Raw genomic sequence first — 12,583 nt, 5'->3', positions numbered from 1 at the left:
ACCCAGCCCTGCCACCGACACCGACTGCCCCGAAGGCAACGCAGGCAGGCCCGCGGAGGCGACCGGCTACTCGGTCTCGGTAGGGCCCTCGAAGGAGCGCTTGAGGGAGGCGAGGGTGTGCGACCGCTCGCGCGTCACCATCCGCGCGGCGACCGGCCTGAACACGCGAGCGAAGCCGTAGAGCTCCGCCTCGGCGGCGTGGTGGACGACCGTGGAGTCGCCGTCGACCTCGAGCACGTAGCTCGGACGAGCCTGCGTCAGCGAGCGGCCGAAGATGCTGAACGTCTCGCTGAACGCGAGGCGCGTCGACGGCACGTGCTCAGTCACCTCGCCGACGAAGCGACCCATCCGCGTGCGGTCGACGTACGTCGTGCCGGACCGCACCGGCAGCGCGGACGTCAGCTCGGTGCCACCGAACACACCGTCACGGTGCATCCACTGCCGATAGCCGGGCAGGTCGGCCAGCCGCTCGAACACCTCGCTCGCCGGCCGACGGATCACCGTCTGCGCCTCGAACCGAATCACGCTCGCAGCCATGAGGCCTCCTCGCTCGGTGCGGCGATCACCCCCGAGCCTAGGCCGGTCGGGGGTGATCCGCAGGCATCGTCGTGAAGAGCGGCGGCTGCCGCTTGGTATCGCCGGCCGGCGGCGCAGCGGAGAGTCTGCTGGGAAGTGGCTGGGCAGAGCACGAAGACGCCCGGTTCGCGCCCCGAGCCTGCGTACGGTGGAGGCACCGCTCCTCCCTCCCGTGAACGGGTCCGCACGATGACGGCACCGACCGCGGCCGCCTCAGGCGCCGCACCCACCGCCCGGCCGGGGTGGCCGCCGCCCCGGTGGCTCGTCGTCACCGCGGTCCTCGTCGTCGGCCTCGTGCTCACCGACGCCGTGTCTCAGGCGATCCTGCCGTTCGTCCGCCGAGACGACTGGCCCTACCTGCTGCCGCCGCACACGCCCTACGCGACCGACGTCTACGCCAAGAACCTCCTCGAGGGACGCTGGCTCAACTGGGCCTGGTGGGTGGTCGTCGGCCAGCACGGCACCGCGCTCACTGCGTCGCTGACGTACGTGACGGCATACGCCGTCTTCGTCGCGGGTCTGTGGCGGGTGCTGCGCCCGGCCGACCGCGCGCTGCACTGGGCCGTCGACGTCACGCTCGGAGTCGCCGTGCTCGCCTCCGCGCTCTGGGTGCGGCTGCTCTACTGGCCCGGCACGCTGACGCCGTCCGTGCTCGTCGCGGCGGCCGGGGTGTGGACGCTGCCGTGGGCGTCGCGCCGCCGGACCCGGCTCACGGTGTGGCTGCTGCTCGTCACGGTGCTCTCGGTCCTCAGCTACCCGCCCGTCGGGGCCGTGCTCTTCATCGCAGCCGTCGTGCAGCTCGGCGCGCGGCCGTGGAAGGACGTCCTGCTCCTCTGCGTCGGCTACGTCGTGGCGTATGCCGTGGGCGTGGCGGTCATCTATGCGCTCAACGGGATCGCCTTCGGACACTTCGGCCTGCAGATCGCGGCCTGGCGCCGACCGAACCCGCTCCACGGGCTGCACGACCTGCGCGTCAACGTCCTCCGCTACCTGCGACAGATGGGACGGCTCTGGGCCGACCTCACGCTCGTGACCCTCGTGGGCGTCGGCGCCGCCGTGGTCGGGGCGTTCGACGTCCGCGTGCGGCCCCTCCTGCTGCGACTGCTCGTCGGGCTCGGGGTCGTGGTCGGCCTCGCCGGCGCCCAGACCGTCGTCACCGGCATCACCACCAACATCCGCGGCGAGCTCTGGGCCTGGCTCGCCGTACTGCTGCCCGCCGTGCTGCTGCTCCGGGGCACCAACTGGTCCCCGCGGGTGGGCGCGGCGTGCCTCGCGGTCCTCGCCGTGCTCGGCGTCCTGGCCTGGCGGGTCGACATCGACGCCCACCAGCAGACCCGGCGTGAGTTCACCGCGCTCGTCGATGAGGCGACGGCCCCCCGTGTCGACGGCAAGCGGGCCCCCGTCGTGCTCTACCAGGCACCCGCCGAGCGGTCGACGGGGAGTGGGGCCATTACGGCCGGGACCTTGCGGATGATGGTGCGCCAGGCGCAGGGCGGGGTCGTGCCCCGCTGGTTCGCGGCCGCGGAGTGCGCTCGCATCAAGGCCGCCGGGACGCAGGTCGTCGACCTCGGGACGGTCGTCGGCGTCGTCGTGCCGCCCCCGCCCGCCTGGCTCTGAGACCGGCAGGCAGGGGCCCGACGGCTACTTGACGGAGCCTGCGGTGAGGCCGCCGACGAGGTGCTTCTCGATGACCGCGAAGAGGATGACGACCGGCACGACGGCGATGACCGACGCCGCGAAGAGCTGGTCCCAGTGCTGCTCGTAGCCGGTGATGTAGGCCCGCATACCGACCGTCAGCGGCTTCTTGTCGTCGTCGATCATGAGCGTCAGGGCCACGACGTACTCGTTCCACGCGGCGATGAACGTGAAGATCGTCGCGGTGACGAGCCCCGGCAGCGTGAGCGGCAGCATGACCCGGCGCAGGATCTGCCAGCGGCTCGCGCCGTCGAGCGCCGCCGCCTCCTCGACCTCGAGCGGGATCGAGGAGAAGAAGCCGTGCAGGATCCAGATCGCGAAGGCGAGGTTGAACGCCGCGTTCGTGATGATGAGCGCGCCGTACGTGTTGATCATGTTGAGCTCGAAGAACTGCCGGTAGAGGCCGACGACGAGCGAGGTGGGCGCGAACATCTGCGTGACGAGCACGAGCAGCAGGAACACGCCACGACCTGGGAAGCGGTGCCGCGCCGTCATGAAGGCCGCCGGGATCGCCACGATGATGACGATGAGGGTCGACCCGGTCGCGATGATGAGCGAGGTCTTGAGCCAGTTGAGGAAGCGCTCGTCGCCGAGGATCTGGGCGTAGGTGTCCCACTGCCAGACCTTGGGCAGGATCGACGGCGGCGTGCTCTTGACGTCGCTGCTCGTGCGCAGCGAGTCGAGCACCATGACGATGTAGGGCGCGACGAAGACGAAGGCGACGACCGCGCCGCCCAGCGCCATGAGGATCCGCTTGCGCCGCTTGGGATCCCGGTTGTATGCCGTCGGGTTGCCTTGCGGTTCGGGCGTGCCCGCCGCGCGGGGTGCGGCAGCCGTGGTGGTGCTCATCGGCTCGTCTCCTCGCGCCAGTTGATGATCTTGAGGTAGATGCCGACGACGACGAGGATGAGCAGGACGTTGAAGATGCCCGCCGCGGCCGACATGCCGACGTCCTTCTCCTGACTCTTGAAGGCCAGCTTGTACATGAACGTGATCGTCGTGTCGTGGAGGTAGCCCGGGTTGCGGTCGTTGAGGGTGTAGATGATCGGGAAGCTGTTGAAGACGTAGATGACGTTGAGCACCGTCGCGATCATCAGCGCGGGACGCATGAGCGGGAGCGTGATGTTCCAGTAGCGCTGCCACGGGCTCGCGCCGTCGACGGTCGCGGCCTCCATGACGTCGTCCGGGATGGCGCCGAGACCCGCGATGAAGACGAAGATCGTGAACGGCAGCGACACGAAGACGCCGACGACGACCATCGAGAACATCGTCCAGCTGTCGTCACCGAGGAAGTCGATCGGTGTGCCGATGACGTGCAGGCTCATCAGGACGTGGTTGATGATCCCGTAGTTGTAGTCGTAGAGCAGGACGAAGAGCTGGCTCGTGATGACGAGCGAGGCGGCCCACGGGATGATGACGGCCCACCGGACGAAGCGCCGCCCCGGGAAGCTCTTCACGAGGAACTGGGCCAGCGCCAGGCTGAGGACGATCGTGATGGCCACGACCGCGACGACCCACACGACCGTGTTGCGCAGGACCGTGCCGAGGTCGGGGTGCTCGAGGACGTTGACGTAGTTTTGCCAGCCCGCGTCACCCTTGCGCAGACCCGTGATGGAGTACTCGCCGCGCGAGGCGTCGAAGAGCTTGATCGCCGGGTAGAGCACCACGCCGAGGATGAGCGCGAGCGCCGGCGCGAGCCAGAGCAGGGCCACCAGGGGGTGGACCTGGCCGATGCGGCCGGCGCGGCGACGACGGCGGGTGCGGGACGGCATACCCGAGGGGTGGTCCCCCGACCCCGCCGCGGGGGCGGGGTCGGGGGTCACGGTGGTGCTGTCGGACATCGGGAGCGGGCGCCTCAGCCGACGCTCTCGGCGGTCCGCTGCAGGCCGTCGAGGGTGGCCTTCGGCGAGCCGCTCATGGCCCCGCCGAGGTTCTGCTGGACGGCGAGCTTGACCTTGTCCCAGGCCGGGTCGTCGGTCGGCGTCAGCTTCGCGTTCGGGAGGGTGTTGAGATAGACCTTCAGCGCCGCCTCGTTGGAGAAGTACTCGACGCCCGACTTCGTGACCGGAAGGAAGCCCTCGGACTTGATGAAGGTGTTGACCTGGTCAGGGGTGTAGTAGAGGTTGTAGAAGGCCTTGACCGCCTTCTCGTTGCCCGGCTTCTTGAAGGCCATGAGGTAGTCGGTGACGCCGAGCGTCTTGCTCTCGGAGCCGTCGTTCGTCGGGAACGGCGCGACGCCGTAGTCGACCTTCTTGTCCTTGTCGAGGTCGGCCGCGAGCGGGCTGAAGCCGACGACCATGCCGGCCGTGCCGGACTTGAAGAGGTCGAAGGCGTCGGCACGGTTGGTGCGGGCCGGGTTGTTCTGCGTGAGCTTCTCGTCCGAGAGCTTCTTGAGGAAGTCGAGGGACTGGACGTTCTTGTCGGAGTTGATGACCCAGTTGCCGTCGGTCTTCCAGTCCCCGCCGTTGTTGAACATCCACATCGAGAACTCGCCCTGCGCCTCCTCGGGGCCGAGCGGGAGGGCGTAGCCCACCTTGCCGCCACCGAGGGCGGTGATCTTCTTGGCGTCGACCGCGAGCTCGGCCCACGTCTTCGGCGGCGCCGCGATGCCGGCCTGCTGGAAGAGCGTCTTGTTGTAGAAGAAGGCGCGCGCCGAGCTGAGGTCGGGGAAGCCGTAGAACTTGCCCTGGTAGGTGCCGTACTTGACGAACGTGTCGAGGATGTCGTCCTTGACGACGGCGGGGAGCACCGCGTCCGAGTCGTAGAGCAGGCCGTCCTTGGCGTAGCTGGCGTACGCGTTGAGGTTGAGGATGTCGGGGGCCTGGTTGTTCTGGATCATCGTCGAGGACTGCTGGTCGATGTTGTCCCAGCTGACGACCTGCACCTCGAGGGTGTAGCCGGTCTTCTCGTTGTACGTCTTGGCGAAGGCGTCCCAGAACGCCTTCGTGTTGTCCTTGGAGTACTCGGCCGCGACGAGCTTGATCGTCTTGACCTCCTCGCCGGTGGCGCCGGCCGTGCCTCCCGGCGCCGTCCCGGCACCGGTCCCTCCGCCGCACGCGCCGAGGGCGAGGCCTGCGATGGCCAGCCCCGCGACGACCACAGACTTCTTCGTCGACCTCATGTCTCTCCTTGGTTCGGTGTCGGGCGAGGTGGCTGCGTGATCACGCGCCGTCCTGGCCACTGTGTGGCCAACCTAGAGGGGCGCGTTTGCCATCCGCAAGAGCAATTCTGACTGAATGTTCATCGATCCGATCACAATCACGCAGAGAGACCTCGGTCATACCTGGTGGATCACGACGCCGGCCTCGCGCAGCGCCTCGACCTCGTCGCGGTCTGCGCCCACGGTAGTGACGAGGTGGTCGATCCGCCCGGCGGGACAGATCGACGCGAAGGTGCGCACTCCGAGTTTGTCACCCGTGGCGACGCAGATGACCTGTTTCGATCGTTCGATCATCGTGCGGATGATGGCGGCCTCCTCCTCGTGGCGGCACGTCGCCCCCTCACGGGCCGAGAGACCGTTGACGCCGACGATGGCGACGTCGAGCCAGAGCTGCTGCAGCACGAGCGTCGCGAGCGGCCCGGTGACCTCGTAGGACTCGGGCCGGGCGACGCCGCCGAGCGACACGCACTGGACGTGGGGCCGGAGCACCGCCTCGGTCGCGATGTTGAGGGCGTTGGTGACAATGGTGATCTCCCCGTCGGCCGCGAGGTCCTCGCGCGCCGTGATGGCCCGCGACGTCGCCGTGGTCGTCGTGCCGCCGTTGAGGCCGATGACCTGGCCCGGCAGCACGAGCGCGGCCGCCGCCTCGGCGACCCGCGTCCGGTCGTCGTCGGCCATGCTGCTGCGGTAGCGGTACGGCAGCTCGTAGGCGACCGACGTCGCGACGACGCCACCGTGGTTGCGGGCGACGAGCTGGCGCTTGGCGAGCTCGGAGAAGTCACGGCGGATGGTGGCCTCGCTGACGCCGAGCAGCTCGGCCGCCTCGCCGACGCCGAGGCGGCCGGTCGTCGCAAGACGGTCGAGCATGATCGACCAGCGGCTGGCGCGGTTGCGGGCGAGATCGCTCTCTTCGGTCACGCGCTGACGATACCGCGCAGTTCGAGCATTGGACATGTGCATCTATGCGCGTTTACGCTGTGTTTCGCGCAAACACAATCAACACCGTCACGGCGAGAGCCGTGTGACCGTCGAACCGTCGGGAGCCACCATGCCGCAGACCACGCACCTCGCTCAGGAGATCGCCACGCAGCCGGACGACTGGGAGCGCGTCGTCACGCGTCTCGACGACGTCGCGCGGCACCTGCCGCGCCCCGGCGAGCGGGTCGCGACGATCGGCTGCGGCACGTCGTGGTTCATGGGCCAGGCGTATGCCGTCCGCCGCGAGCAGCTCGGACAGGGCCCCACCGACGCGTATGCCGCCTCCGAGCACCAGCTCGCGCGCGGCTACGACCGCGTCGTCCTCATCAGCCGCTCCGGCACGACGACCGAGGTCATGGCCGTCGTCGAGGAGCTGCGCGCCGCCGGCACGCCCCACGTGTCGATCGTCGCGACGGCCGGCACGCCCGTGGCCGAGCGCTCCGACTCGACGATCCTGCTCGACGAGGTCGACGAGCAGAGCGTCGTGCAGACCCGTTTCGCCACGACGACCCTCGCGCTGCTGCGGGCCTCGCTCGGCGACGACCTGAGTCCGGCGGCCGAGCAGGCCCGCGCCGTCCTCGCGGAGGACACGTCAGCGGCATACGGCCACCTCGCGCTGGCCGAGCAGGTCACCTTCCTCGGTCGCGGGTGGTCCAACGGCATCGCCAACGAGGCCGCGCTCAAGCTGCGCGAGTCGGCGCAGTTCTGGTCGGAGTCCTACCCGGCGATGGAGTACCGCCACGGCCCGATCAGCATCGCGGCGCCGGGCCGGGCCGTGTGGGCCTTCGGTGAGGTGCCCGAGGGGCTGCCCGAGCAGGTGCGCGCCACCGGCGCCCACTTCGAGCACCGCGACATCGACCCGCTCGCCGACCTCGTGCGCCTGCACCGGCTGTGCCTCGGCAAGGCCGACGCCGCCGGCCTCGACCCCGACGCCCCGCGCAACCTCACCCGCAGCATCGTCCTGACCTGACCCCGACACCGTCGAAGGGCCACAAACCGGGCTCCGGTTCGTGGCCCTTCGACGGTTGGGGCCCGGTTTGTGGCCCTTCGACGGTTCAGCGGAGGGCCAGGAGCTGCATCAGGCGGGCGGCCTCGTCGGTGACGGCGTCGCGGGCGGCGCCGAGGTACTTCCTCGTGTCGACCGTCGGTGACGCCTCGAGCCGCGTCGTCATCGCCCGCGTGAACACCTGGTTGAGGTGCGTCGCGATGTTGACCTTGGTCATCCCGGCCCGCACAGCGGCCACGAGACCCTCGTCGGGCACCCCGGACGAGCCGTGCAGCACGAGCGGCACCGGGACCGAGCGGCTTAGGGCCGCAATGAGATCCGTGTCGAGCTGCGCCGTGCGGTCGGTCATCGCGTGGCTGCTGCCCACGGCCACCGCCAGCGCGTCGACACCCGTGTCGGCGACGAAGCGGGCCGCGTCGTCGGGGTCGGTGCGCACGCCCGGCGCGTGGACGCCGTCCTTGCCGCCCACCTCGCCGAGCTCGGCCTCGACGCTGACCCCGGCCGCGCGGCAGAGCTCGACGACGCGGCGGGTCACCGCCCGGTTCTCGTCGTCGGGCAGCGTCGAGCCGTCGAACATCACGGACGTCAGACCGAGCCGGACCGCCTCCTCGACGAGCGAGACGTCCTCGGCGTGGTCGAGGTGCACGACGACGGGCTGGGCGCACGCGTCGGCGATGGCGAGCGTCGCGGCCGCGATCGGCGCGAGCGAGCCGTGGTAGCGCACGCAGTTCTCGGAGATCTGCATGACGACGGGCAGCCCGACGCGCTCGGCCGCCGTGGCGTAGGCCTCGGCGTGCTCGATCTGGATGACGTTGAAGGCTGCCACGGCACGGCCGGCGGCTGACGCCTCGGCGAGCACGGGCGTCAGGGCGGAGCGGGTCACGGACGGATCTCCTCGATCTCGACGGTGGGGAGCAGGCGGGTGACGTCGGCGGGGTCGACGGCGCCGGCGACGGGCTGGAGCACGGCAGCGGCCGACCAGGCCACGCCCCGGCGCAGGACCGAGGCCCACGCCTCGCGGCCCTGCGGCAGGTCGCCGTCGCCGTCGAGGTCGGCCGCGAGCGAGGCGGTGAGGGCGTCGCCCGCGCCGGTGGGGTTGCCCGAGAGCGGACGCGGCAGGTGGGCCCGGAGGGCGAGGTCCTCGTGCACGAGGACGAGGCCGTTCGTGCCGTCGCTGATGAGGGCGGCGCGGGCGCCGGCCGCCACGAGCGCCCGGGCGGCTCCGGGGACCGACGGCACCTCGCCGCGGCCCAGGCCGGTGAGGGTCTGGGCCGCCTCGACGCGGTTGGGCTTGACGAGGTCGGGACCCAGGGCGAGGGCGCGCGAGAGGGGAGCACCGCTGACGTCGAGGACGACGCGCAGGCCGGCCTCGTGGGCGAGGCGGGTCATCCGGCGGACGAGGTCGGGGTCGGTGCCCGGCGGGAAGCTGCCCGAGACCGTCAGCGTCGACGCCTCCGGGGCGAGCGCGGTGATCTCGTCGGCGATCCGGTCCCAGACCCGCTGCGACTGCCCGATGCCCGGCTCGTTGAGCAGGGTCACCCGGCCGCTCGCCTCGACGACGGCGACCGACCGCCGGGTCGGGCACGGCGACGGGACGAGGCGGTGCGGCACCCGGCGGGCGCCGAGGTCGGACGCGAAGAGGTCGAGGTCCATCTCGCCGACGGGCGCGACCGCGACGGCCCGGCATCCCATCGACGTCAGCACCGCCGCGACGTTGAGCCCCTTGCCGCCGGCGCGCTCGCTCACCGAGGCGACGCGGTGGGACTCGCCGAGCGCGACGAACGGGACGGCATACGTGATGTCGAGGGCCGGGTTGGGCGTGAAGGTGACGATCATCGACCGACGAGGTCCAGCGCGATGGTCGCGGCGCCGAGCGAACCGGCGCGGTCGCCGAGCGCGGCGGCCCGGACGGCGACGTCGTCGCGGCCCCCGAGGCGGCCGGTGAGCGCGGTGCGCAGCGGCTCGAGCAGGGTGTCGCCGGCATGGACGAGGCCGCCGCCGATGAGGACGAGCTCGGTGCCGGCCGCCGCGACGACGGGAGCGACCATGATGGCGAGCGCGTCGATGGCCTCCTGCCAGATGCGGCGCGCCTCGGGCTCCCCGGCCTCGGCGCGACGGGCGACCTCCTCGGCGTCGCCGACGAGCCCGGTTGCCTCGGACCAGCGGCGCCCGATGGCGCCGGCGCTCGAGAGCGCCTCGAGGCAGCCGCGCTGGCCGCACGCGCAGAGCGGGCCGTCGGGCACGACGACGATGTGGCCGATCTCGCCCGTCCACAGCGAGCCCGTGACGAGCTGGCCGCGGCAGAGGATGGCACTCGCGAGTCCGGTGCCGAGCGGCACGAAGAGCACGTTGTCGGCCTCGCGGGCGGCGCCGAGGCGGTGCTCGGCGAGCAGCCCGGAGCGCACGTCGTGTCCGATGGCGACGGGCACGTCGACGTGGGCCGCGATGCCTCCACGCAGGTCGAGGTCGCGCCAGCCGAGGTTGGCCGACCACACGCCGATGCCGGTCACGTCGTCGACGAGCCCGGGCACGGCGACGCCGACCGCGAGCAGGTCGACGGCGTCGCCGACGCGGGCCGTCAGCTCGACGACCGTCTTGGCCGCGACCTCGCCCAGCTGGTCGCCCACCTTGTCGGGCGTCGGTCGCACGGCCTCGGCGAGGACCTGGCCGTCGGGGGTCACGAGGGCCGACTTGATCCGGGTGCCGCCGACGTCGATCCCGACCACTGCTTCGCGCATCACGACGCGCATTCTATGAGCATTACTGCACGGTTGAACACCTGATCGAGCACATTTGGACACTTGACTGGCAGTGCGGGCACGCGGCCCAGCCTGCCACCCCCGGCCGGGCGCCGCTCGCGAACTCGCTCAGCGCAGGTGGGGCACGTCCCGGACACAGCTCGCGGCCCCGTCGGCCACCGCCCGTCTTCGCCGACACGTGCATCTCGGTGGCTGTGCGCCGCCTGTGCCCCCACCCTGCCTCCCCGATAACTCGACCGGCCCCGTGTGACGGCAACACACGGCATACGCAAACGGCTTGCGGCCGAACGCGATCGGGACGACGCTGCGCTCATGGCACTGGGAATCCACAGCATCACGTTCGACTGCGCCGACGCGCGCGCCCTCGCTGCGTTCTGGGCGGGCCTGCTCGGCTGGAACGTCTACTACGACGACGACCCGGAGGTGGTCGTCGCCCCGTCCTTCCCGAGCCCCGGCATGGGCCTGCTCTTCATCCCGGTGCCCGAGGGCAAGACGGCGAAGAACCGCGTCCACCTCGACGTCGCACCCGACGCAGGCACCCGCGACGAGGCCGTCGAGCGCGCCCTGGCCGCGGGCGCCACCGTCCTCGAGGACCACCGGAAGGAGGGCGGCGACGGCTGGGTGACGATGACCGACCCCGAGGGCAACGAGTTCTGCATCGAGCGCGGCGCGGAGGAGCGGGGTCCGCGCGAGTCCGCCGCCTACCGGATCGGCTGACCCGCGCGGGTCTCAGGCGCCGGGGGCGGCGTCGGGCCCGGCGCCGTGGCGGGCGAGGAACGCGGCTGCCGTGTCGGCGACCTCGCGCCAGCCGCTGTCGACGACGAGCGAGTGCCCGCGTCCCGGGATCTCGATGATCTCGGTCGGGGCGGGGTTCTTCAGCTGCCGCTTGTAGGAGGCGTGCGCGATGGCCCACGGCACGATGTGGTCCTTCTCGCCACTGACGACGAGGAGCGGGCCGCGGTCCGGGTTGTCCGTGTCGACGCTGGCCTCGGTGCGCGGGTTGAGGTTCGCGGTGGCGGCCTGGAAGAGCGGGCGACCCGGCGCCGCAACGGGATACGTGCGGTAAAGGTCGGCGGCCTCCTCGGCGCTGACGGCGTTGGCGAAGGCGTAGCGGTACTGGTCGAAGGTCAGCGACACGTGCCGGTTGTAGTTCGCCGGGTTGGTCAGCACCGGCGAGCTCGCGCGCAGGGCCGAGAAGGGGAGCGGCAGCACGCCGCGGAAGGGTGCCGGGTCGATGGCGACCGCTGCGCGGGCGAGACCCTGGCCGGCGAGCTTCTGCGTGATGAGGCCGCCGAACGAGTGCCCGATGACGACCGGCTCCCGGTCGAGCAGGCGGATGACGTCGGCGACGTGGTCGGTGACCTGTCCGACGGTCTTGCCGGCGAAGACCTCCGGGTGGGCGCGGGCCTCCTCGACGGTCTCGGGGTCGTCGGGCCAGCCCGGGGCGAGCGTCGCGTAGCCGAGGGACTCGAAGTGCTCGCGCCACGCGTCCCAGCTGCTCGGGAGCAGCCAGAGTCCGTGGACGAAGACGACGGGCGGGCGACCGCTCGCGTTGGCGGCCTCGACCTGGGCGCGCTCGGCGGGGGTGATGACCGACGTGGCAGGGGTGGCGGCGGGCGTGGCGGGTGGCGTCGTGCTCATGGAGTTCTCCCGTGCGGTGAGGGGTGGATGGGTCCAGCAGGTAGAACGATCGTTCTACAGTAGCCATTCCCGAGCACGTGCGCCAGAGTCCGGGCCCACCGGTTCGCCCCGGACCGCGGAGCGCGCGAGCCGGTCGGGCACCTGCGTTAGCGTGGCGACGTGGACGAGCCGACGACGACGCGGACCCCGGGCCGCGAGCGGCTCCTCGCCGCCGCGTCGCGCCTCTTCTACCGCGAGGGCATCAACGGCGTCGGGGTCGACCGCATCCTCGAGGAGGCCGGCGTCACGCGCGCCACGATGTACCGCCACTTCGCCGGCAAGGAGGCGCTCGTCGCGGCCTACCTCGAGTCCGAGGACGCGACCCTGCGCGGCTACTTCGCCGACGCCGAGGCCGAGGGCGGCACGCCCGCCGAGCTGCTCGGCCGGGTCATCGACACCATCGCGCTCGACATCACGAGCTACCACACGCGAGGCTGCCCCTTCATCAACGCGGCCGCCGAGTTCCCCGACGCCGACAGCGCGGTGCGGCGGATCGTCGCCGCGCACCGGACGTGGTTCCGCCAGGCCCTGGCCGAGCTGGCCCGTGCCGCAGGGCTGCCCGACCCCGACGCCTCGGCGGCCGCGCTCGTGCTGCTCCGCGACGCCGCCCTCGTCGGCGGCTACCTCGACGGTGTCGAGGTCACCGCACCAGCCTTCGTCACGACGGCACGACAGGTCGCCGGCCTCGGCTCCTAGCCCACCAGGCCGACGGGTCGCTCGGTCGACGGG

At 71.5% G+C, this 12,583-nt stretch carries 13 protein-coding genes; 4 read left to right on the top strand and 9 right to left on the bottom strand.

The window, feature by feature from the left end:
- Positions 1 to 66: 66 nt before the first annotated feature.
- A complete protein-coding gene (locus ACSQ2D_RS20885; RefSeq protein WP_435987919.1) occupies positions 67 to 537 on the bottom strand; it encodes an SRPBCC family protein in 471 nt (156 codons plus the stop codon).
- Between the two features lie 228 nt (positions 538 to 765).
- Here ACSQ2D_RS20885 and ACSQ2D_RS20880 point away from each other — a divergent pair, with 228 nt between their 5' ends.
- A complete protein-coding gene (locus ACSQ2D_RS20880) occupies positions 766 to 2,193 on the top strand; it encodes a hypothetical protein (RefSeq protein ID WP_435987918.1) in 1,428 nt (475 codons plus the stop codon).
- A gap of 24 nt (positions 2,194 to 2,217) precedes the next feature.
- On the opposite strand, the gene ACSQ2D_RS20875 is transcribed toward ACSQ2D_RS20880, so the two are convergent.
- The 4 genes from ACSQ2D_RS20875 to ACSQ2D_RS20860 all read right to left on the bottom strand — a co-directional run bounded on the left by ACSQ2D_RS20875 (position 2,218) and on the right by ACSQ2D_RS20860 (position 6,349).
- The gene (locus tag ACSQ2D_RS20875) at positions 2,218 to 3,120 is read right to left on the bottom strand and encodes a carbohydrate ABC transporter permease (RefSeq protein ID WP_435987917.1); all 903 of its coding nucleotides are present in this window, start codon (positions 3,118 to 3,120) and stop codon (positions 2,218 to 2,220) included.
- The gene (locus ACSQ2D_RS20870; RefSeq protein WP_435987916.1) at positions 3,117 to 4,112 is read right to left on the bottom strand and encodes a carbohydrate ABC transporter permease; all 996 of its coding nucleotides are present in this window, start codon (positions 4,110 to 4,112) and stop codon (positions 3,117 to 3,119) included. Before ACSQ2D_RS20870 ends, ACSQ2D_RS20875 begins: the two co-directional genes overlap by 4 nt.
- Before the next feature lie 14 nt (positions 4,113 to 4,126).
- A complete protein-coding gene (locus ACSQ2D_RS20865; protein WP_435987915.1) occupies positions 4,127 to 5,392 on the bottom strand; it encodes an extracellular solute-binding protein in 1,266 nt (421 codons plus the stop codon).
- A 156-nt stretch (positions 5,393 to 5,548) separates the two neighbouring features.
- On the bottom strand, positions 5,549 to 6,349 hold the full coding sequence (locus ACSQ2D_RS20860) for a DeoR/GlpR family DNA-binding transcription regulator (RefSeq protein WP_435987914.1): 801 nt from the start codon (positions 6,347 to 6,349) through the stop codon (positions 5,549 to 5,551).
- Between the two features lie 130 nt (positions 6,350 to 6,479).
- Between ACSQ2D_RS20860 and ACSQ2D_RS20855 the strand changes: the two genes are divergently transcribed.
- Positions 6,480 to 7,379, top strand: a complete 900-nt coding sequence (locus tag ACSQ2D_RS20855; RefSeq protein WP_435987913.1) for an SIS domain-containing protein — start codon at positions 6,480 to 6,482, stop codon at positions 7,377 to 7,379.
- An 85-nt stretch (positions 7,380 to 7,464) separates the two neighbouring features.
- Here ACSQ2D_RS20855 and ACSQ2D_RS20850 read toward each other — a convergent pair whose 3' ends face one another.
- From ACSQ2D_RS20850 to ACSQ2D_RS20840, 3 genes are read right to left on the bottom strand one after another with little or no spacing between them, the layout of a single operon-like run.
- Positions 7,465 to 8,298 carry a class II fructose-bisphosphate aldolase gene (locus ACSQ2D_RS20850; protein ID WP_435987912.1) on the bottom strand — a complete coding sequence of 278 codons (834 nt, stop codon included), beginning with the start codon at positions 8,296 to 8,298 and terminating at the stop codon, positions 7,465 to 7,467.
- Positions 8,295 to 9,251, bottom strand: a complete 957-nt coding sequence (locus ACSQ2D_RS20845) for a 1-phosphofructokinase family hexose kinase (protein ID WP_435987911.1) — start codon at positions 9,249 to 9,251, stop codon at positions 8,295 to 8,297. The genes ACSQ2D_RS20850 and ACSQ2D_RS20845 overlap by 4 nt, the downstream gene beginning before the upstream one ends.
- Positions 9,248 to 10,153, bottom strand: a complete 906-nt coding sequence (locus tag ACSQ2D_RS20840) for an ROK family protein (protein ID WP_435988019.1) — start codon at positions 10,151 to 10,153, stop codon at positions 9,248 to 9,250. Before ACSQ2D_RS20840 ends, ACSQ2D_RS20845 begins: the two co-directional genes overlap by 4 nt.
- Before the next feature lie 333 nt (positions 10,154 to 10,486).
- On the opposite strand from ACSQ2D_RS20840, the gene ACSQ2D_RS20835 reads away from it, so the two are divergent.
- Complete coding sequence (locus ACSQ2D_RS20835; protein ID WP_435987910.1) at positions 10,487 to 10,891, top strand: VOC family protein; 405 nt, start codon at positions 10,487 to 10,489, stop codon at positions 10,889 to 10,891.
- Positions 10,892 to 10,903: 12 nt separating this feature from the next.
- On the opposite strand, the gene ACSQ2D_RS20830 is transcribed toward ACSQ2D_RS20835, so the two are convergent.
- Positions 10,904 to 11,815 carry an alpha/beta hydrolase gene (locus ACSQ2D_RS20830; RefSeq protein WP_435987909.1) on the bottom strand — a complete coding sequence of 304 codons (912 nt, stop codon included), beginning with the start codon at positions 11,813 to 11,815 and terminating at the stop codon, positions 10,904 to 10,906.
- A 159-nt stretch (positions 11,816 to 11,974) separates the two neighbouring features.
- Here ACSQ2D_RS20830 and ACSQ2D_RS20825 point away from each other — a divergent pair, with 159 nt between their 5' ends.
- Complete coding sequence (locus tag ACSQ2D_RS20825) at positions 11,975 to 12,550, top strand: TetR/AcrR family transcriptional regulator (RefSeq protein WP_435987908.1); 576 nt, start codon at positions 11,975 to 11,977, stop codon at positions 12,548 to 12,550.
- Positions 12,551 to 12,583: the final 33 nt, after the last annotated feature.

It is taken from the genome of Terrabacter sp. LjRoot27 (assembly GCF_964254175.1).
GTDB lineage: Bacteria > Actinomycetota > Actinomycetes > Actinomycetales > Dermatophilaceae > Terrabacter.
The sequence above is the reverse complement of the archived record's forward strand: the minus strand, read 5'-3'. Positions and strand labels throughout refer to the sequence as shown.